This window comes from Bradyrhizobium sp. 604_D8_N2_3 (assembly GCF_051810765.1).
GTDB classification, from domain to species: Bacteria; Pseudomonadota; Alphaproteobacteria; order Rhizobiales; family Xanthobacteraceae; genus Bradyrhizobium; species Bradyrhizobium barranii.
The window spans coordinates 8236251-8255530 of sequence record NZ_JBPWPM010000001.1; the positions used below are offsets into that span (position 1 = coordinate 8236251).

The 19280-nt window shown below is 65.0% G+C and carries 18 protein-coding genes; 1 reads left to right on the top strand and 17 read right to left on the bottom strand.

What is annotated here, in order from left to right:
- Window positions 1-7 precede the first annotated feature (7 nt).
- The 12 genes from AB7245_RS39550 to AB7245_RS39605 all read right to left on the bottom strand — a co-directional run bounded on the left by AB7245_RS39550 (window position 8) and on the right by AB7245_RS39605 (window position 13129).
- A complete protein-coding gene (locus AB7245_RS39550) occupies window positions 8-1555 on the bottom strand; it encodes an FAD-dependent monooxygenase (protein ID WP_085399317.1) in 1548 nt (515 codons plus the stop codon).
- Window positions 1556-1830: 275 nt separating this feature from the next.
- A complete protein-coding gene (locus AB7245_RS39555; protein ID WP_085399316.1) occupies window positions 1831-3003 on the bottom strand; it encodes a thiolase family protein in 1173 nt (390 codons plus the stop codon).
- Between the two features lie 201 nt (window positions 3004-3204).
- On the bottom strand, window positions 3205-4794 hold the full coding sequence (gene serA, locus AB7245_RS39560) for a phosphoglycerate dehydrogenase (RefSeq protein WP_085399315.1): 1590 nt from the start codon (window positions 4792-4794) through the stop codon (window positions 3205-3207).
- Window positions 4795-5032: 238 nt separating this feature from the next.
- Window positions 5033-6205 (bottom strand): phosphoserine transaminase, encoded by a 1173-nt coding sequence (locus AB7245_RS39565; RefSeq protein WP_085399314.1) that lies wholly within the window; start codon window positions 6203-6205, stop codon window positions 5033-5035.
- 79 nt (window positions 6206-6284) lie between these two features.
- Window positions 6285-6476, bottom strand: coding sequence for a hypothetical protein (locus AB7245_RS39570; protein ID WP_014492058.1), 192 nt, complete (start codon window positions 6474-6476; stop codon window positions 6285-6287).
- A 173-nt stretch (window positions 6477-6649) separates the two neighbouring features.
- Window positions 6650-7114, bottom strand: a complete 465-nt coding sequence (locus tag AB7245_RS39575; RefSeq protein WP_085399313.1) for a GNAT family N-acetyltransferase — start codon at window positions 7112-7114, stop codon at window positions 6650-6652.
- A gap of 30 nt (window positions 7115-7144) precedes the next feature.
- On the bottom strand, window positions 7145-7735 hold the full coding sequence (locus tag AB7245_RS39580; RefSeq protein WP_085399312.1) for a glutathione S-transferase family protein: 591 nt from the start codon (window positions 7733-7735) through the stop codon (window positions 7145-7147).
- Window positions 7736-7807: 72 nt separating this feature from the next.
- Window positions 7808-8617 carry an outer membrane protein gene (locus AB7245_RS39585; protein WP_193560917.1) on the bottom strand — a complete coding sequence of 270 codons (810 nt, stop codon included), beginning with the start codon at window positions 8615-8617 and terminating at the stop codon, window positions 7808-7810.
- Window positions 8618-8785: 168 nt separating this feature from the next.
- Window positions 8786-9622 carry an outer membrane protein gene (locus tag AB7245_RS39590; RefSeq protein ID WP_028151808.1) on the bottom strand — a complete coding sequence of 279 codons (837 nt, stop codon included), beginning with the start codon at window positions 9620-9622 and terminating at the stop codon, window positions 8786-8788.
- A 229-nt stretch (window positions 9623-9851) separates the two neighbouring features.
- A complete protein-coding gene (locus AB7245_RS39595) occupies window positions 9852-11102 on the bottom strand; it encodes an MFS transporter (protein ID WP_063985527.1) in 1251 nt (416 codons plus the stop codon).
- Window positions 11103-11399: 297 nt separating this feature from the next.
- Window positions 11400-12743 carry a phosphoglucosamine mutase gene (gene glmM / locus AB7245_RS39600; RefSeq protein ID WP_063985528.1) on the bottom strand — a complete coding sequence of 448 codons (1344 nt, stop codon included), beginning with the start codon at window positions 12741-12743 and terminating at the stop codon, window positions 11400-11402.
- A 218-nt stretch (window positions 12744-12961) separates the two neighbouring features.
- The gene (locus AB7245_RS39605; protein WP_166103414.1) at window positions 12962-13129 is read right to left on the bottom strand and encodes a hypothetical protein; all 168 of its coding nucleotides are present in this window, start codon (window positions 13127-13129) and stop codon (window positions 12962-12964) included.
- A gap of 119 nt (window positions 13130-13248) precedes the next feature.
- Here AB7245_RS39605 and AB7245_RS39610 point away from each other — a divergent pair, with 119 nt between their 5' ends.
- Window positions 13249-14385, top strand: coding sequence for an alpha-hydroxy acid oxidase (locus AB7245_RS39610; RefSeq protein ID WP_014492050.1), 1137 nt, complete (start codon window positions 13249-13251; stop codon window positions 14383-14385).
- A gap of 125 nt (window positions 14386-14510) precedes the next feature.
- Here AB7245_RS39610 and AB7245_RS39615 read toward each other — a convergent pair whose 3' ends face one another.
- From AB7245_RS39615 to AB7245_RS39635, 5 genes are all read right to left on the bottom strand, one after another.
- Window positions 14511-15131 carry a hypothetical protein gene (locus tag AB7245_RS39615; RefSeq protein WP_085399319.1) on the bottom strand — a complete coding sequence of 207 codons (621 nt, stop codon included), beginning with the start codon at window positions 15129-15131 and terminating at the stop codon, window positions 14511-14513.
- A gap of 14 nt (window positions 15132-15145) precedes the next feature.
- Window positions 15146-15772 (bottom strand): hypothetical protein, encoded by a 627-nt coding sequence (locus AB7245_RS39620; RefSeq protein ID WP_085399311.1) that lies wholly within the window; start codon window positions 15770-15772, stop codon window positions 15146-15148.
- A gap of 67 nt (window positions 15773-15839) precedes the next feature.
- A complete protein-coding gene (locus tag AB7245_RS39625) occupies window positions 15840-16679 on the bottom strand; it encodes a shikimate dehydrogenase (RefSeq protein WP_085399310.1) in 840 nt (279 codons plus the stop codon).
- A 53-nt stretch (window positions 16680-16732) separates the two neighbouring features.
- On the bottom strand, window positions 16733-17377 hold the full coding sequence (locus AB7245_RS39630; RefSeq protein ID WP_085399309.1) for a YoaK family protein: 645 nt from the start codon (window positions 17375-17377) through the stop codon (window positions 16733-16735).
- A 66-nt stretch (window positions 17378-17443) separates the two neighbouring features.
- A complete protein-coding gene (locus AB7245_RS39635; RefSeq protein WP_085399308.1) occupies window positions 17444-19198 on the bottom strand; it encodes a SulP family inorganic anion transporter in 1755 nt (584 codons plus the stop codon).
- Window positions 19199-19280 lie beyond the last annotated feature (82 nt).

The following is a 19280-nucleotide window of genomic DNA, read 5'->3' on the forward strand; positions in this document are numbered from 1 at the left end:
ATGCGGGCTACGCAGACGTGATCGTGGGGTCACCGAACCATCTCGCCGCCGCCTGAGCAGCCTCCTTATCGTCGGATATGCCGTCACTGGCCCACGCGACGAAGCCATCGGGACGCAGCAGCACGGCGCTCAGACCCAGCCGATCCCTCGCCTCGCTCGCGACATAGGTGATCCGGTCGCCCCAGCGACTTGCCAGCGCCTGAAGCGGTGAACGCGCGTCGAAATCCAGCAGCAGGCCTTTCGACGTCCTGAGGCGTTCTCCAACCGTCGTCCCGTCGCGCAATTCGAAATCGGGAGCACTCCGGCCGACAAGCGGATGGCTGCCACCGAGATCGTAGCGGAGCGAAACGCCGCGCACGCGCTCGGCGAAATAGGTGGCACCGTCGCGGGTCTCGACGAGATCGCGAATGATGGCCTGAAGTGCGCGGGCGCTCGGCGTCGGCCGCATGATCGCGACCTGCGCGCGCGACCAGTCGAGGATTTGCGCGCCCACAGGATGCCGCTCGCGCGAATAGCTGTCGAGGAGATCGGCCGGTGCTTGCCTGCGGATCGTCGCCGCCAGTTTCCAGCCCAGGTTCATCGCATCGCCGAGACCGAGATTGAGGCCCTGGCCGCCCAGCGGCGAATGGATGTGAGCAGCGTCGCCCGCGAGGAGCACCCGCCCTCTGCGATACGTGGTTGCCTGATGGGCCCGATCCGTCCAGGTGGCGGCGAGCCGAAGCGCCGTGACGGTGACGTCGGTGCAGGAGACGCGACGCAGGACGCTCTGCACATGCTCGCGCGTGATCGGCTCGGTCCGGTGGAAAGCTCCGCCGTCGAAATCGACCATCGCGATCGTCCCGGGCTGCGCATAGGTATACATGCCGGCGAGCGTGTAGTTGCGGCCGTGACGAAGCTTGTCCGGATCGGCCAGCTCGACATCGATGGAATAGCCCGTGAACTCGGGGTCGGTGCCGACGAAGTCAAAGCCGCCAGTCTTGCGTACCGTGCTGCGGGCGCCGTCGCATCCGACGAGCCAGCGTGCCCGGAAGGTCTCGCCGGCCGCCTGCACTGTCACGTCTTTGCTCGAGGCGACAACGGCATTCACGCCAAAACCGCGCCGGATCTCGACGCCCATGCTGCATGCGCGCGCAGCCAGAACGGATTCGAGCGTTTCCATATCGACGGCAAGGTTGGCATCGGCCGACGTTGGCAGACGCCAGGACCACTTCGTGACATCGATGTTGTCCTGATAGAACTGGATGCCGGCGAAATGACCCGCGGGCCGTCGCGTCTGCTGCATCCAGTGGGCTGAGCTCTTGATCGCGCCTGAGGCAAGCTGCTGCGCGGCCACAATCTGTTCCAGCAGGCCGCGCCGGTGAAAGGCCTCGAGTGTGGGGAGCGAAAGACCGCGCAGGCCAAACGGGAGTTGCTTCAGGGCCGAATGCGAATCTTGCGATTGCTCCAGCACCAGAACCTGGAGACCAGCGAGCCGCAACTCGCACGCGAGAAACAGGCCGACGGGACCGGCACCGGCAATGACGACGTCGTATGGATTCGAAGATTGATCGTGCATGGGACGCTCCTGAGGTCGATGTTCGACCGGAGCGTTCCCTGGGCTTGAGAATCACACGGACGAACGATTGGGCGCCCTGGTGGCGTCCGATGTTCGTCGCGGGGATCTCGTGCACAAGGCCAAAGACCAGAGCTTTCGTTACCGAAAGGATTTGGGCTTACCAGACCAAATCTGCCTTTTCCGACACGAACTGTATAGTTTCGTGACGATCGATCCGCAACGAAAAAGGCACGGCGCTTGCGGCGCCGTGCCTTTTCACATTCATGTGGCTTATCTCAGCTGTAGATCTCGAACAGGCCGGCGCCGCCCTGGCCGCCGCCGATGCACATGGTCACGACGCCCCACTTGGCCTTGCGGCGCGCACCTTCCTGGAGGATGTGGCCAGTGAGACGCGCGCCGGTCATGCCGAAGGGATGACCGATCGCGATCGAGCCGCCATTGACGTTGTACTTGGCGGGATCGATGCCGAGCTTGTCGCGCGAGTAGAGGCACTGGCTGGCGAAGGCCTCGTTGAGCTCCCACAGATCGATGTCGTCGATCTTCAGGCCGGTGCGCTTCAGCAGCTTCGGGATCGCGAACACCGGGCCGATGCCCATCTCGTCGGGCTCGCAGCCGGCCGTTGCCCAGGCGACGAACCGGCCGAGCGGCTTGAGGCCGCGCTTCTCGGCATCCTTGGCTTCCATCAGCACCACCGCGGCGGCGCCGTCCGAGAGTTGGCTGGCATTGCCGGCGGTGACGAACTTACCGGGGCCCTTCACCGGCTCGAGCTTGGCGAGGCCTTCCAGCGTGGTCTCGGGGCGATTGCACTCGTCGCGATCGACGACGTAGTCGACGATCGATTCCGCCTTGGTCTGCTTGTCGACGACCTTCATCCTGGTCTTCATCGGGACGATCTCGTCCTTGAACTTGTTCGCCTGCTGGGCCGCGGCCATGCGGCGCTGCGATTCCAGCGAGAACTCGTCCTGGTATTCGCGGCTGAGCTTGTAGCGCTCGGCGACGATGTCAGCGGTGTCGATCATCGCCATGAAGATATCGGGCGCGACCTTGAGCAACTCCGGATCGATCGATTCCTTCGGCGAGCCGCCGCCCGGAATCGAGATGCTCTCGACGCCGCCGGCAACGATGCAGTCGGCGCCGTCGGAGCGGATCGAGTTGGCGGCCATCGCGATGGTCTGCAGGCCCGACGAGCAGAAGCGGTTCACGGAAACGCCGGCCGTGGTCGTAGGCAGGCCGGCGAGCAGCGCGGCCTGGCGGCCGATGTTCGGCGCGCCATGGGCGCAATTGCCGAGATAGCAATCCTCGACATAGTCCTTCTCGACGCCGGCGCGGTCGACCGCGTGATGAATGGCATGCGCGGCCAGCGACATCGGCGGCGTGATGTTGAACCCGCCGCGGCCGGACTTGGCGAGGCCCGTGCGTGCATAGGAAACGATGACGGCTTCACGCATTGTTTTCTCCCTTTCGAACAATGGTACGGAGGCGTTGGTACGAGGCGTTCTTGGGCGCCATTGGTACACAAAGTTCGACTGGCTTGGGAGAAATAAAGCGGGCCGCAGCATCAACAAAAACGCCGCCCTCTCGGGAGGGCGGCGTGGTTGTTCCGCAGGTCGGAATATATGACGGCCGTCATTCCGTGGCGCGCGAGCGCCTCAGAACGTCAGTGCCTTGACCTGCTTGACCTGCGGCAGGGCCTGCACCTTGGCGAGCAGATCGGGCGGCACGACGCCGTCGACCTCGATCAGCGCGATGGCATCGGAGCCCGGCGCGACGCGGCCGAGATGGAAGGTTGCGATGTTGATCTTGGCGTCGCCGAGGAGGCTCGCGAACTTGCCGATGAAGCCCGGCTTGTCCTCGTTGGTCACGTAGATCATCGACTTGCCGAACTCGGCGTCGACGCGGATGCCCTTGACGTCGACGAGGCGCGGCTTGCCGTCATGATACACGGTGCCGGAGACCGAGCGCTCTTGGCGCTCCGTTGCCACCGTGACGGTAATCAGGCTCTCATAGTCGCTCTGGGCGGCGCGCACGATCTCGTCCACCACCATGCCGCGCTCCTTGGCGACGACGGGGGCCGACACCACGTTGACCTCGCCGAGCATCGGCCGCAGCAGGCCCGACAGCACGGCCGAGGTGATCGCCTTGATCTTCATCTCGGCGACGTGGCCCTCATAGGTGATCTGCACCTTGAGGATGCCGGATTCGGTGAGCTGGCCGGCGAACGAGCCGAGCTTCTCGGCGAGCGAGATGAACGGCTTCAGCTTCGGCGCCTCTTCCGCCGTGATCGACGGGAAGTTGACGGCGTTCGAGATCGCGCCGGTGAGCAGGTAATCCGACATCTGCTCGGCGACCTGGAGCGCGACGTTCTCCTGCGCTTCCGTGGTGGAGGCGCCGAGATGCGGCGTGCAGATCACGTTGGGATGGCCGAACAGCACGTTCGCGTTGGCGGGCTCCTCGACGAAGACGTCGAAGGCGGCGCCCGCGATGTGCTTGGAATTGAGCGCATCGACCACCGCCTGCTCGTCGACGAGGCCGCCGCGGGCACAGTTGATCAGGCGCACGCCCTTCTTCATCTTGGCGATCGCGGATGCGTCGATGATGTTCTTGGTCTTCTCGGTGAGCGGGGTGTGCAGCGTGATGAAATCGGCGCGCTTCAAGAGATCGTCGAGCTCGACCTTCTCGACACCGATGTCCTTGGCGCGCTCCGGCGACAGGAACGGATCGAAGGCGACGACCTTCATGCGGAGGCCGAGCGCGCGGTCGGCGACGATCGAGCCGATGTTGCCGCAACCGACGACGCCGAGCACCTTGCCGGTGATCTCGACGCCCATGAAGCGGTTCTTCTCCCACTTGCCGGCCTGGGTCGAAGCGTCGGCCTGCGGGATCTCGCGGGCGAGCGCCAGCATCAGCGTGATGGCGTGCTCGGCGGTCGTGATCGAATTGCCGAACGGCGTGTTCATCACGATGATGCCCTTGGCCGTGGCGGCGGGAATCTCGACATTGTCGACGCCGATGCCGGCGCGGCCGATCACCTTGAGGTTGGTCGCCTTCTCCAGGATTTTTGCGGTCGCCTTGGTCGCGGAGCGGATCGCGAGACCGTCGTAATTGCCGATGATCTCGGCAAGCTTGTCCTTGTCCTTGCCGAGATTGGGCTGGAAGTCGACCTCGACGCCGCGATCCCTAAAGATCTGCACGGCAGCGGGAGAGAGCGCGTCGGAAATGAGAACTTTGGGTTTGGTCATGGGGATGATCCTTCGCCTTCCCTAACGGGAGGATCGGCCTGCGACGGCCGGAATTGAGTGAAGAAGCTTTGTCTTCCCGCTCTCCCCGTTCTTACGGGGAGAGGGTTGGGGTGAGCGGCAGCCACAGGCGAAGGTGCAAGCGGAGAGAGCTCCTCACCCGGACTGCTGCTGGACGATGGTTCGCATCGCCAGGCGCGATCCGACCTCTCCCCGCAAGAACGGGGAGAGGTGAAAAAAACTAAGCCGCCTTGGCGAGCTGCGCCTTGGTCTCGGCAAACGCCCAGTCGATCCACTGCGTGAGCAGCTCGACGTCCTTCGCCTCGACGGTGGCGCCGCACCAGATGCGCAGGCCGGCCGGTGCATCGCGGTAGTAGGCGAAGTCGTAGCCCGCGCCTTCCTTCTCGACCAGCGCGACCAGCTTCTTGGAGAAGTCGGCCTGCGCGTCCTCGGAGAGCGAGGTGATCGCGGGATCGGTGAACTTCAGGCACACCGAGGTGTTGGAGCGGATGGCGGCGTCCTTGGCCAGGAAGTCGATCCAGGGCGTCTTCGCCTTCCAGTCGGCCAGCACCTTGGTGTTGGCATCGGCGCGCGCGATCAGCGCCTTCAGGCCGCCGATCGACTTGGCCCAGTTCAGCGCATCGAGATAGTCCTCGACGCACAGCATCGACGGCGTGTTGATGGTCTCGCCGACGAAGATGCCTTCGTTGATCTTGCCGCCCTTGGTCATGCGGAAGATTTTTGGCAGCGGCCAGGCCGGCTTGTAGGTCTCGAGCCGCTCCACTGCGCGGGGCGACAGGATCAGCATGCCGTGCGCGGCTTCACCGCCGAGCGCCTTCTGCCAGGAGAAGGTGACGACATCGAGCTTGGCCCAGTCGAGCGGCTGCGCAAACGCGGCCGAGGTCGCGTCGCAAATGGTCAGGCCTTCGCGGGTCGCGCTGATCCAGTTGGCGTTCGGCACGCGTACGCCGGAGGTGGTGCCGTTCCAGGTGAAGACGACGTCGCTGTTGGGATCGACCTTCGAGAGATCGGGGATCTCACCGTAAGCAGCGTTGAGCTTGGTGACGTCCTTAAGCTTCAATTCCTTGACGATGTCGCTGACCCAACCTTCGCCGAAGGATTCCCAGGCGAGCGTGGTGACGGGCCGTGCACCGAGCAGCGACCACAGCGCCATCTCGACCGCGCCGGTGTCGGAGGCCGGCACGATGCCGATGCGATAATCGGCGGGCACTTCAAGCACTTCGCGCGTCAGATCGATCGCGAGCTTGAGCTTGGTCTTGCCGACCTTCGCGCGATGCGAGCGGCCGAGCGCTGCGTCCTTGAGATTTTGGGCGTTCCAGCCGGGGCGCTTGGCGCAGGGGCCGGAGGAGAAATGCGGCACGTTCGGCCGCGAAGCGGGCTTCGCTACAGTCATGATCTACCCTTCCAGATAGTAAGCCTCCCGTTGGGGGGAGGTGTCCCGCCGCGGCTGATACGGGAAACGGGAAGAGTCGTCAAGGAAGTTCCGGCGTCTCACGCTGGAGTGAAGGCGCTTCCGGCGCAATCTTGGGGGATTCCACCACGGCAAGCGCGTTCAGCAAGTCCGTGGCATCGCTGATCAATTGCGCTGCACGACGGCGGCTGCCGACTTTCAAAATGCATTTGTCATTGGCCTGCACGACGTAATCGTTGCCGACCTTGATCATGGAATAGCTTGTCATCGAAATCCCCGAACCGACCGAGCCCGGTGTCTGACGCTGCCGTAGCACCGTTCGTTCCCGGCTCAACGTGAACGACGGCTGGGTAGTTTACCGGCTCTTAATATGAACGAATGCGCGATCCGAATTTGCTGATCGCGCAAGGCTCGCGACGAGCTGCGTCAAAAGCGGACAGTCATGCCGACGTGACTCGCAGCGAACCCGAGCCGCTTGTAGAAGCGCTGCGCATCTGTTCGCGTCTGATGCGTCAGCAGTTCGACCAGATTGCAGCCGCGCGCTTTCGCTTCCGCGACCGCCCATTGCACCAGCTGCTCGCCGATGCCGCGGCTGCGACAATCGGAAGCAACGCGGACATCTTCGAGCAGACCGCGGATGCCGCCTTGCGTGCTGATGCCCGGCAAGATCGCGAGCTGCAGGCAGCCGACCACCCTGCCCTCGCTCTCTGCCACCACGAGCGTGAGATTTTGATCGCGCGCGACCTGCTCGAACGCCTGGTAATAGGACTCAGGCAAGGGATCCTCGACGCGCTCGCGGGCACGCCCGAGATGATCGTCGGCAAGCATGGCGACGATCGCCGCAACGTCCTCGCGGCGCGCGGGACGGATGGAGACGGACTTCTCGTTCATGTCGGGAAACTCCAAGAATCAGCGCGACTCTCAGCGCGCCGGTGGAAGGCCGAGCCAGGCTTCGGCCTCGCCGATCCAGCGGCGGATGGCGGCATGGCGGCCGAGATCGAAGCCACCTTCATGCGCGAGGCGGGTATAGGCGAGCAGCGAGACGTCGGCGAGCGAAATCAGGTCGCCGGCGAGGAAGCGGCTCGCCGCAAGATGCTGCTCCATGCGGTCGAGCGCCGCATAGCCGCGCTTGACCTTGTCAGGATCGAGCTCGGACGCATCCTTGCCGAGATAGACCAGCTGGAAGCGGCACACCGCGATATAGGGCTCGTGGCTGTACTGTTCCCAGAACAGCCATTCGTCCATCTTGGCCGCAGTGAAGGCATCGCGCGGAACGAGCGCGCTGTCGCGGGCGAGATAGCGGATGATGGCATTGGACTGCGCCAGCGTGCGGCCGTCGTCGAGTTCGACGGTCGGCACCTGGCCGGCGCCGTTCATTTTAAGGAATTGCGGCGTGCGCGTCTCGCCCTTGCGGGTGTCGATCTCGATCCATTGGTAAGGCAGCGCGAGCTTGTCGCAGACCCACTTCACCTTGAGGCAATTGCCGGAATTCGTGTCGCCGTAGATCTTCATCGCCGTCGCCCCGTTTTGGAGCGACAGAGCATCAGGACTGACCGGGCCTGTCAATTGCCCCGGCGCACAAGATCAGAACTTGTAGCCGAGGCCCGCGCGAACGGTGTTGATGTTGGTGTCCACTTGGGCGGCGAAGCGGATATATTCCCACTCGGCGCGCATGAAGAGACCGCCCACGAGATTGATGTCCACGCCGAGACCGGCGCTGTAGCCGTAGATCAGATGGTTGTGCTGCACGTCGGTCGAGGAGATCGGCCCCTGCAGAACGCCGGCCGGGGTCACGAAATCCTGCGCACTCACAGACCGCGTGATGTCGGCATTTCCGAGCGCGAGTCCGGCGAACATGTAGGGCAGGAAGCATCCCCACGCATAACCGGCCCTGCCGCGGAATGTTGCCATATCCTTGATCGCGATCGAAGACGTCGAGCTCGCCGTGACCGAGTGCACGTTACCGTCGGACAATTGGTTGCTGCGGGCTTCGCTGGCCGTGGCCGATCCGCCGAAGGAGCCGTGGAGGTAGCTTGCTTCCAGGCTGAGGACGACATCGTCCCACTGGGCATTGTAGCCGGCGAAGAAGCCGTATCCGGTGGTGCGGCGGGAGGCCTTGCCGAGGCCCAGATTCCACTGCGAGACACCCATTTCCGACTCGATCAACGTGTCGGCCAGCAGCGCCGCCATCATGTTGTTGGTCGAACCGTTGAAGTTCTCGTCGGAGGCCCCGTAACCGGCCTGGGCGCCGACGTAGCCGCCCTCCCAATTCGGCCGCGAGTTGGTCAGGCCGTCGGTGAACGAGCCGCGCAGGATGGGCAGATCCGGCATGTCGGCCGCTTGCGCGGCAGACGCCGTCCCCAACATCGCCGCCGCCAACATCAGCCTACGCATTGCAACGCTCCATCGAACTCGAACTTTCACTCGTGATCATGGCTCGTTAACCTTAACCAATGGTTGCGTCTGACGTTTTCGTCGCCGCCCGCCATGAAAAATATGCAAAGCAAAACGGCGCGGGATGATCCCGCGCCGTTAAGAGACGTTAAGCGATGGAGCTGACGATCAGCCCTTGGTGACGAGCGGCGGCGGCATGTAGGCCGGCGGGCTGCTCAGATCCCAACGCACGCCGAGCTTCACGTCATGCGAGGTGATGTCCTTGACCTTGATCGTCGACGGGCCCGAGATGCTGTTGTCGTAGGCGCGGAAGTTGCCGGGATTGGCGTCGCCGAGATCCATGTAGCTGTAGGCGAGTTCGACGGTGAGGCCGGGGCTGACCTTGTAGGCGAGACCGGCATGGGCGGCCCAGGCGAAATTCCACTTACCGTTGTCGGCGAAGTAGGTCACGCTGTTGGAGAGCCCGCCGGGATTGATCCGGGTGCCGTCGTCACGGAAGCCGCTGAGCTTGTTGTAGGAACCGCCGACACCGGCGCCGATGAAGGGGGTGATGCACCACCAGGTGCCGAGATCGACATAGGCGTTGGCCATGACGACCCACTCGGACTTGCTGCCGGAGTAGTTGTTGGCTTCGAAGTCGGTCGCGCTGAGCGTGACATTGTCCGAACCGTGCAGATTGGCCTTGCCGCGATACTGGCCGATCACGTCGGTGCGGAACCAGTTGTTGAAGCGATAACCAACGCCGAGGTCGAACAGCGGCGAGCTGTCGAAGCCGAGGCCCACGGTCTGGGTCGGGAACGTCTGCGCGGTCGCGCTGTCGATCCGCTTGGCGCTCTGGTTGGTCATGCCGATGTCGCCGCGGAGATACCAGCCGCCGAAGTCGGCGGGCGGAGCCGGCGGCGCGTACATGGGAGGCGGAGCGGCGATCGGCATATCGGCGGCGAACGCCATCGACGAGATGAGGGTCGCCGCACCTGCGGCAAGGAGAGACTTAACGCTACGCATTTGGCTTCGTCCTTATGGCCGGTGAGGCAAAATGCTGACGCCCCACGTTCTGGAAACTCACGGGAGGACGATGGCACCAAATGTTTAAGCGCCACTTAACCCTAATTTTTAAGGTTGATTTTTTCTCACCACTCGCGCGCATGCAGCAGAAGCGTTGCAAAAATGCGGCGCCCCGGCGCCCCCAATTGCTAACGATTGATGAAGCCGCAATGCAGCGAGACAGGATTTGTTAACGCAGGTGCCGCGGCAGCTTGGGCAGGAACACCGCAAGCAGGCCGATCGCCGGCAGCCAGGCACAGACCTGGTAGACGAACTCGATCGAGGTGTGATCGGCGAGCTTGCCGAGCACGGCGGCACCCAAGCCGCCGATGCCGAAGGCAACACCGAAGAACACGCCCGAGATCATGCCGAAGCGGTGCGGCACCAGCTCCTGTGCGAACACGATGATCGACGACGTCGTCGAGGAGATGATCAGGCCGATGATCACCGACAGCACCGCGCTCGCATAGAGCCCGGCATAAGGCAGCGCCAGCGTGAACGGCAGCGCGCCGAGGATCGAGATCCAGATCACGATCTTGCGGCCGAAGCGATCGCCCAGCGGACCGCCGAAGAACGCGCCGACCGCATTCGCGGCGAGGAAGATGAAGAGATAGATCTGCGCCGCCTGCGTCGACACGCCGAAGCGGTCGATCAGATAGAAGATGTAGTAGCTCGACAGGCTCGAGACGTAGAGCTGCTTCGAGAACAAGAGCGCCACCAGCACGGCAAGCGCGACCGCGACGCGGCGCGAGCTCGGCGCGTCGGGATGGGCCTGAACCGTCGCCGTCTTCTTCGCCTTGATCTGCGGCTCGTACCAGCGGCCGATGCGCCAGAGGATGAGGATCGCGAGGAACGCGATCGAGGAGAACCATGCGATGCTGCCCTGCCCGAACGGCACCACGATCAGCGCCGCCAGCACCGGTCCCATCGACGTGCCGAAGCTGCCGCCGAGCTGGAACACCGATTGCGCAAAACCGTAGCGACCGCCGGAGGCGAGCCGCGCGATGCGCGCGGATTCAGGATGAAACACCGCCGAGCCGAGGCCGACCAGCGCGGCAGCAATCAGGATGACGAGATATTGGTGCGCGGCGCTGAGCAGCAGCAGGCCGAAGAAGGTCGAGGCCATGCCGATCGACAGCGAATAGGGCTGCGCCTTCTTGTCGGTGTAGTGCCCGACCACCGGCTGGAGCAGCGAGGCCGTGAACTGGAAGGCCAGCGTGATCATGCCGATCTGCGCGAAGTCGAGCGCGTAGGTGTCCTTCAGGATCGGATACACCGAGGCGATCAGCGATTGCATGGTGTCGTTGAGGAAGTGCGAGAAGCTGATGCCGGCAAGCACGACATAGGCCGGCCCGGCGGCAGCCCGGGCGGCGGGCGCCACGTCGCTGACGACGACCGGTTCGGTCAGCGTTTCCTCGGAGACGACGACAGGCTTGTTCAATGGAGCATCCCGGCGGGCACGGCAGATTGCCGCACCGCCTAACTACGATGCTCTCTGCAGTCGAACCACCGCCAATCGTCGATGGCTGGAATGCACGTGCCGGTTTCACTGCGAGGCGACACGCCCCGCTTGGTTCGAGACGCCCGCCGTTGGCGGGCTCCTCACCATCAGGGTCCGGGGATTTCGTAGCCCGGATGGAGCGAAGCGTAATCCGGGACGTCTATGTCCGCGGGCGCGATCCCCGGATTTCGCTGCGCTCCATCCGGGCTACGATCGTGCTTCGCGTAGCGATGCGCCTCAGGCCGCCGCCTGTCCGAGCGCGGAGACGATGGTGTCGACGACGTCCTCGACCAGCAGGCGGTCCTCGCCCTCGCCCATGACGCGGATCACGGGCTCGGTGCCGGACGAGCGGATCAGAAGGCGGCCGTGGCCGTTGAGCCGCTTCTCGCCGTCGGAGATCGCCGATTTGACGTCGGAATCCTCGAGCGGCTTGCCGCTCTTGTAGCGGACGTTCTTCAGGATCTGCGGCAGCGGGTCGAAACGGTGGCAGACCTCCGACACCGGCCGGCGCAGCTTCTGCACCACGGCCAGCACCTGCAGCGCCGCAACGAAGCCGTCGCCGGTGGTGGCATAGTCGGACAGGATGATGTGGCCGGACTGCTCGCCGCCGAGATTGTAGCCGCCTTTCAGCATCTGCTCGAGCACGTAGCGGTCGCCGACCGGCGTGCGCACGAGATCGAGCCCCTGCCCCTTGAGGAAGCGTTCGAGGCCGAGATTGGACATCACGGTGGCGACGATGCCCGGCCGCGACAGCCGGCCGTCTTCCTTCCAGCTCTGCGCGATCACCGCGAGCAGCTGGTCGCCGTCGACGGTGTGGCCGCGCTCGTCGACCAGGATGACGCGATCGGCGTCGCCATCGAGCGCGATGCCGATGTCGGCGCGCATCTCGCGCACCTTCTTCGACAGCGTTTCCGGCGAGGTCGAGCCGCATTCCTTGTTGATGTTGAAACCGTCGGGCTCGACGCCGATCGGCACGACGTCGGCGCCCAATTCCCACAGCGCTTCCGGCACCACCCTGTAAGCGGCGCCGTTGGCGCAATCGACCACGACGCGCAGGCCGTCGAGCGAGAGATCGCGCGGCAGCGTGCGCTTGGCGAATTCGATGTAGCGGTCATGCACGCCGTCGATACGGCGGGCGCGGCCGAGGCTCGCGCTCTGAGCGAGCCGCTTGTCGAGGGATTCGTCGAGCAGCTGCTCGATCTGCTTCTCGACGTCGTCGGAGAGCTTGAAGCCCTGCGGGCCGAACAGCTTGATGCCGTTGTCCTCGAACAGATTGTGCGAGGCCGAGATCATCACGCCGAGATCGGCGCGCATCGACTTGGTCAGCATCGCCACCGCCGGCGTCGGCATCGGGCCGACCAGCAGCACGTCCATGCCGACCGAGGTAAAACCCGCGACCATCGCATATTCGATCATGTAGCCGGACAGACGCGTGTCCTTGCCGATCACGACCCGGTGGCGATGGTCACCACGCTGAAACGCAAGGCCTGCGGCCTGGCCGACCTTGAGCGCGAGCTCCGGCGTGATCAGTCCGTTGGCGCGGCCCCGGATCCCGTCCGTCCCGAAATATTTGCGGCTCATATCGTCCCCCACGCAACAACCAGGGACCCCTCTACAACTACGGGATGCCCGAAAGGGACCCGCATCCCTGATTTGCTGAGACGTTATAATGCCTTCGCGGCCAACTTGGCTTCAAAAAATGTGATTAATCATTACGGGACCGGGCCCAAGGCGCCCCGGTAACTTATTGTTAGCACTATATTTCCGGCCGACAGGGCGGAACGGAGCGGAACCCGCCCCTAGTCGGAGCGCTTCACATGGCCGTCCTGGCGGCTCGGCGCCGGCTGGGTGACGTTGACGGGATCGGACCCCGGGAAGGTCTCTTCCAGACCCTCCTCCAGCGCGTCGTCGAGATCCTGCTTCTCCTTGATCTCTTCCGGTGTCGGCTGGCCGCGCGGTTTGCTCATGGCGCCCTCCTCCCAAACGATTTGGCTGTGCATCCAACCATGCTAGATGACCCCTCGATCTTCCGATGCAAGACTTCTGAAGCAAGACTTCTGATGCAAGACGGGCCGGGGAAACGTTCATGAAGCACATCACCTGTATCGACGATCTTCGCACGCTGCATCAGCGCCGCGTGCCGAAGGCGTTCTTCGACTATTGCGACCGCGGCTCCTATGCCGAGGAAACGCTGCGCGCCAACCGCGAGGACATGCAGGCGATCAAGTTCCGCCAGCGCGTCCTTGTCGACGTCTCCAGGCGCGACACCTCGACCATGATCCTCGGCGAGTCCTCGACCATGCCGTTGATATTGGCGCCCGTCGGCCTCCTGGGCATGCAGCATGGCGACGGCGAGATTCACGCCTGCCGCGCCGCGCAGGCCGCCGGCATCCCGTTCACGCAGTCGACGATGTCGATCTGCTCGATCGAGGACATCGCCGCCAATGTCGAGAAGCCGTTCTGGTTCCAGCTCTACGTGATGAAGGACCGCGGCTTCATCAAGGAATTGATCCAGCGCGCGATGGCGGCGAAATGCAGCGCGCTCGTGCTGACCGTCGATCTCCAGGTGATCGGCCAGCGCCACCAGGACATCAAGAACGGCATGACGGTGCCGCCGGAATGGTCGCTGTCGAAGCTGATCGATTTCGCCACCAAGCCGGCCTGGGTGTCGGGCGTGCTGCAGGGCAAGCGCCGCACCTTCGGCAATCTCGCCGGTCATCTGAAGGTCAGCGACGACATCACCTCGCTGTCGACCTGGATCAACTCGCAGTTCGACACCTCGCTGAACTGGAACGACATCGAGTGGATCCGCAGCATCTGGCCGGGCAAGCTGATCCTGAAGGGCATCCTCGACGTCGAGGACGCCGAGCTCGCTGCGAAGACGGGCGCCCAGGCGCTGGTCGTCTCCAACCATGGCGGCCGTCAGCTCGACGGCGCACCGTCCTCGATCGAGGCGCTGCCGGAGATCGTCGACGCAGTCGGCTCGCAGATGGAGATCATGTTCGACGGCGGTGTCCGCTCCGGCCAGGACGTGATGCGCGCGCTCGCGCTCGGCGCAAAGTCCTGCATGATCGGCCGCGCCTACGCCCATGGCCTCGGTGCCGGCGGCCAGGCCGGCGTCGCCAAGGCGATCGACATCATCCAGAAGGAGCTGCTCACGACCATGGGCCTGTGCGGCGTCAACAGGATCGACGAGATCGACGATCACATCATTGCGGTGTGAGGCGTAGCGGCAGCGCCGTAGGGTGGGCAAAGCGAAGCGTGCCCACCAATTTCGCGAAACGCGGGAAAGTGGTGGGCACGGCGCAAGTGCGCCTTTGCCCACCCTACGAGTTCAGCGCTAGTCCCTCACATCGGCGGCGTAATCCCGTCGCGACCGACATTGACCCGGTTGGCCTCGAGCGAGCCGTCCTCCTTCTTCGCCGCGCCGAAGATGATCAGCTTGGCGCCGGGCTTGATCTCGGATTTGTCGCTGGCGACAAAGGTGACGATCGGCGTATCCGGCGGCACCACCACTTTCTTCTCGCCGTCCTTGTACTTGACGGTGATGTTCTGGCCGTCGGTGCCTTCCACCGTCTGCGCCACGGTCGCGTTGGTCATGGTCGAGTTGGCGCGCGCATCCCAGGGACGAAAACCTTCGGCCGCGCCGCGCTGGTTCTCGGGGAAGATGTGCACCGCGATCGCCTTCTGCGTGCCGTCGGGCTGGGGCATGCCGGTGACGCCGATATAGGAGCCTTCCTTGATCTCCGACAGTGAGGTCTTCACCACGGCGAAGACCGCGACGTTGTCGGTCATGCGCACCTTGACGTCGCTGCCTTCGCGCGTCTTGATGCCGAGGGTGTTGCCGTCGACGCTCTCGATGGTGCCGCGGATGCGGACCGTCGGCGACTGCTGCGCCGAGGCGGAGAACATGGAAGCGACGGCGAACGCCGCTACGAACAGGCGCGGCATCCAGCTTGATTTCGACATGTTGCGATTCTCCTTCACATCGGCGGTGTCAGGCCGTCGAGGCCGACACTGACGCGGTTGGTTTCAAACGAGCCGTCCGGCAGCTGCTTCATGAAGGCGACGACTTTTGCCCCGGCCTTCAGCTCGGATTTGTCGCCGGGCACGAAGGTCACGACCGGCGTGTTGTCGGCCACGAACACCTTCTTCTCGCCGTCCTTGTATTTCACCAGCAGCGTATGGCCGTCATTGCCGACCACGCTCTCCGACACCGTGGCGTTGGTCATGGTGGAGTTCGGCTTGAGGTCATAGGGCCGCGAGCCCTCGCCGGTGCCGCGCATGCTCTCCGGAAACACGTGGACCTCGACCGCGTTCTGGCCGCCGTCCGGACCCGGCACCGTGGTGGCGCCGACGAAGGAGCCGACCTTGATGTCGGCGAGTGAAATTTTGGTAACGCCCGACACATTCACGTCAGAGGCGATGCGAAGCTTGACGTCCTCGCCGCTGCGCGACTTGACCTGCATGGTGTCGCCATTGACGCTCTCGATCGTGCCGCGCACGCGCGTCGGCACCGGCGCCCTCTGCGCGACGGCATAGAGGGTGGAAGCGGCCACCATCGCGACGGCGATGAGCGGACGTGTGAAAGTTGCACGTTGAACAGGCATGACGGTCTCCGGATTGTCCCCACGGGGATAGAACTCCGGAGGTGGGGTGCTATTCGCCGTTACCCTTTCAAGTCTTTGTGAGATCGGCCTCGACCAGTGCACGCAGCTCGGCCGTGACAGCAGGCCTTTGGCCGAACCACAGCTCGAAGCCGCGCACCGCCTGATGCAGGAGCATGCCGAGACCGTCGGCGGTGTTCAGGCCGCGCGCCTTCGCAGCCGCCAGCAGCGGCGTCACCAGGGGAACATAGACGAGGTCGGCGACGACCGCCCCGTCCGGCAGGCGCGCCACGTCGACATCGAGTGAAGGCTGGCCGTGCATGCCGAGCGAGGTCGTGTTGACGAGAAGTCTTGCGCGCGGCAGCACGTCGTTGATGCCGTCCCAGGGAATCGGATGCACGTTCGGCCCGAATTGCTTTGCCAGCGTCTCGGCGCGCGCGACGGTGCGGTTGGCGAGGTGGATGCGCTTGATGCCGCGTTCGAGCAGGCCGAACACGACCGCGCGCGAGGAACCGCCGGCCCCGAGCACCAATGCCTCTTCCGCGCTGTCCCAACCGGCCGCTCCGGCATCGAGATTGCCGATGAAGCCTTCGACATCGGTATTGGTCGAGCGCAGCTCGCCGTCGGCAAACCAAAGCGTGTTCGCAGCGCCGACGGCCCTGGCACGCGCATCGGGCGTGGACAGCGCCAGCACGTCTTCCTTGTGCGGGATGGTGACGTTGGCGCCGACGAAGCCGCGCAGCGACAGCCGCAGCACGAAGTCGCGCAGATCCTCGGGCGGGACCGCCTCGATGACGTAGCCTCCCTCGATCCCGAGCGTGCGCAGCCAGTAACGATGGATCAGCGGCGAGCGCGAATGCGCGGCCGGCCATCCGATCAAACAGGCTGCGGGAGTCCTGAGCGCGGTCATCTGTCCCTCGGGTCGTGTTCGAGGCCGATCCATTTCGCGTCCCGCCGGCTCTGTCAAGCGCGCGGCCGCCGCATCGCCGCGGCCGCGATCGCAGCCAAAGCCAGCGCCGCGGCGGCGGCGAACCAGATCGCGGCGAGGTTGATCCAGGCATAGCCGAGCGCGCCGCTCGCCGAGCCCGCAACGAGCGCCGCCCACAACAGCAGGTTCGGCGCCCAATTCCAGCGCGGCCCGCCGGTGAGGCTTACCGCGAGGAACTGGCCGACCTTGACCAGCGCGCCCGTGACGTAGGTGAGGCCGAGGCCCGCGCCGCCGTCGATCTGGAACACGGCGTTCTCCAGGCCCATCGCGAGCACGATGGCCGCGATCGCGAGGTTCGACAGGCCGTAGGCATGGCAAAGTCCGGCACCCGCAAGCAGCCCGGTTTCAATGAGGAGCAGCCAGGGCTGCCGCTCGGCCCCGCCGCCGAGCACGACGAGGCTGCCGGCCGCAGCTCCCGCCACGAACAGCGCGATCAGGCCCAGGGCGCTGGCGGCCTGCCACCACTGCGCTTCGGCAAGGCTGACGCCGAGACGCGTGGAGTTGCCGCTCATGAACGAGACGAACAGGCCGCCGAGATGCAGGAAGCCGATGCCGTCGACATAGCCCGCCAGCATGCTGAGCGTGCAGGCCAGCGCAATATTGCGACGCGAATCCAGCATTCCCTGCACCACCGCCGTGACGCGGCAGTCTCGATCAAATCGGCCGGCTTGAGAAGTGCGCTGCCGTCAGGTCGCGGCCGCGTCATCGGCCACGGGCCGCGCCGCGCCTCCCTTGATGTCGGCGACGGCACGCGCGATCGTCGCGCGATAGCGCGCACGCGGCGGCGTCACGCCGTGGGTGAGCAGCGCGCGGCGAACCGCGGGCGACGCCCCCGTGATGAACAGCCGGATGCCGTGGCGGTGCGCCTTGACGGCGACGCGACCGAGCACGTTGGCGGCCGTCGAATCCAGGAACGGCACCGCGGCGAAATCGACCACAAGACCCTTGCGCTGGTCGGCGATGCCGTCGAGCACGTTTCCGATTGCCGAGGCGGCACCGAAGAAGAACGCGCCGGTGATGCGGTAGACCAGCACGTCGCGATCGATGGCGAGCGCGGGATCGTAAGGCACGCGCTCGCCATTGCCGTCATCGGGACGATCGGCGGCCACCAGCGGGGAGCGCTCCTCGATGCCCGTCATCTCCGCCATGCGGTGGATGAACAGCACCGCGCCGAGCGCGAACCCGACCAGGATGCCTTCGGTCAGGTCGCGGAAGATGGTGAGCAGGAAGGTCGCAAGCAGTACGACGGCATCGCCCCAGGATGAGCGCAAGAGCGTTGCGAATTCGTGCTTCTCCGCCATGGTCCAGGCGACGACGACGAGCACGGCGGCCAGCGCGGCCAGCGGGATGTAGCTCGCGAGCGGCGCTGCGATCAGCATGAACAGCAGCAGGAAGACCGAATGCAGCATGCCCGCGAGCGGCCCGCGTCCGCCGGCGCGGATGTTGGTGGCGGTGCGCGCGATCAGGCCGGTGACGCAGATGCCGCCGAACAACGCCGAGCCGATGTTGGCCGCGCCTTGCGCCACCAGCTCGCAATTGGAGCGGTGGCGGCGACCGGTCATGCCGTCGGCCACCACCGCCGACAGCAGCGATTCGATGGCGGCGAGCAGCGCGAACGAGATCGCATCCGGCAGCACGGCCATCGCCTTCGCAAACGAGAACGCCGGCAGAGCCGGCGACGGCAATTCGCGCGGAATGCCGCCGAACCGGCTGCCGATGGTTTCGACCGGCAGCGACAGCACGGCAGTCGCGACCGCCGCGAGCACGACCGCGATCAGGATGCCGGGCCAGGACGGCCGCCAGCGCCGCAGGCCGGCGATGACGGCAATGCTGACGATCGCGACCGCGACGGCGGAGGGATTGATCGTGTGCAGGCCTGCGGCGAGCGCAACGAGTTTCGGCACGAATTCGCTGGGCTCTTTCCCGGCCAGCGTGATCCCGCCGAGATCGCGGAGCTGGCTGGCGAAGATGATCACGGCGATGCCCGCGGTGAAGCCGACCGTGACGGGGTAGGGAATGAACTTGATGTAGGTGCCGATCCGCAACAGGCCCGCGGCGATCAGGACCATGCCCGCCATCAGGGTGGCGAGGATGACGCCGTCGACGCCGTGCCGCTCCGCGGTGACCGCGACCAGCACGATGAAGGCGCCGGCGGGCCCGCCGATCTGGAAGCGACTGCCGCCGAGCAGCGACACGATGAAGCCACCGACGACAGCGGTGTAGAGCCCGCGGTCCGGCGTCACGCCCGAGGCGATTGCGATCGCCATCGACAGCGGCAGCGCGACGATGGCAACCGTCAGGCCCGCGAACACATCGGCGCGGAGATCCGCGAGGCCGTAGCCTTCGCGCCAGACGGTGACGAGCTTGGGGAGATAGAGTTCGGCAAAGGTCGGTCGACGCAGCTGATGCAGCTTGCCTGCGTGTTCGCCAGTGATGCTCATGTCCGCAGAGTGCTCCGCTGCCCACAATGCTCCGGTGCATCGTGCAGCGCGCGCGTGCGACGATGCGCTAGCTCATCCCGAG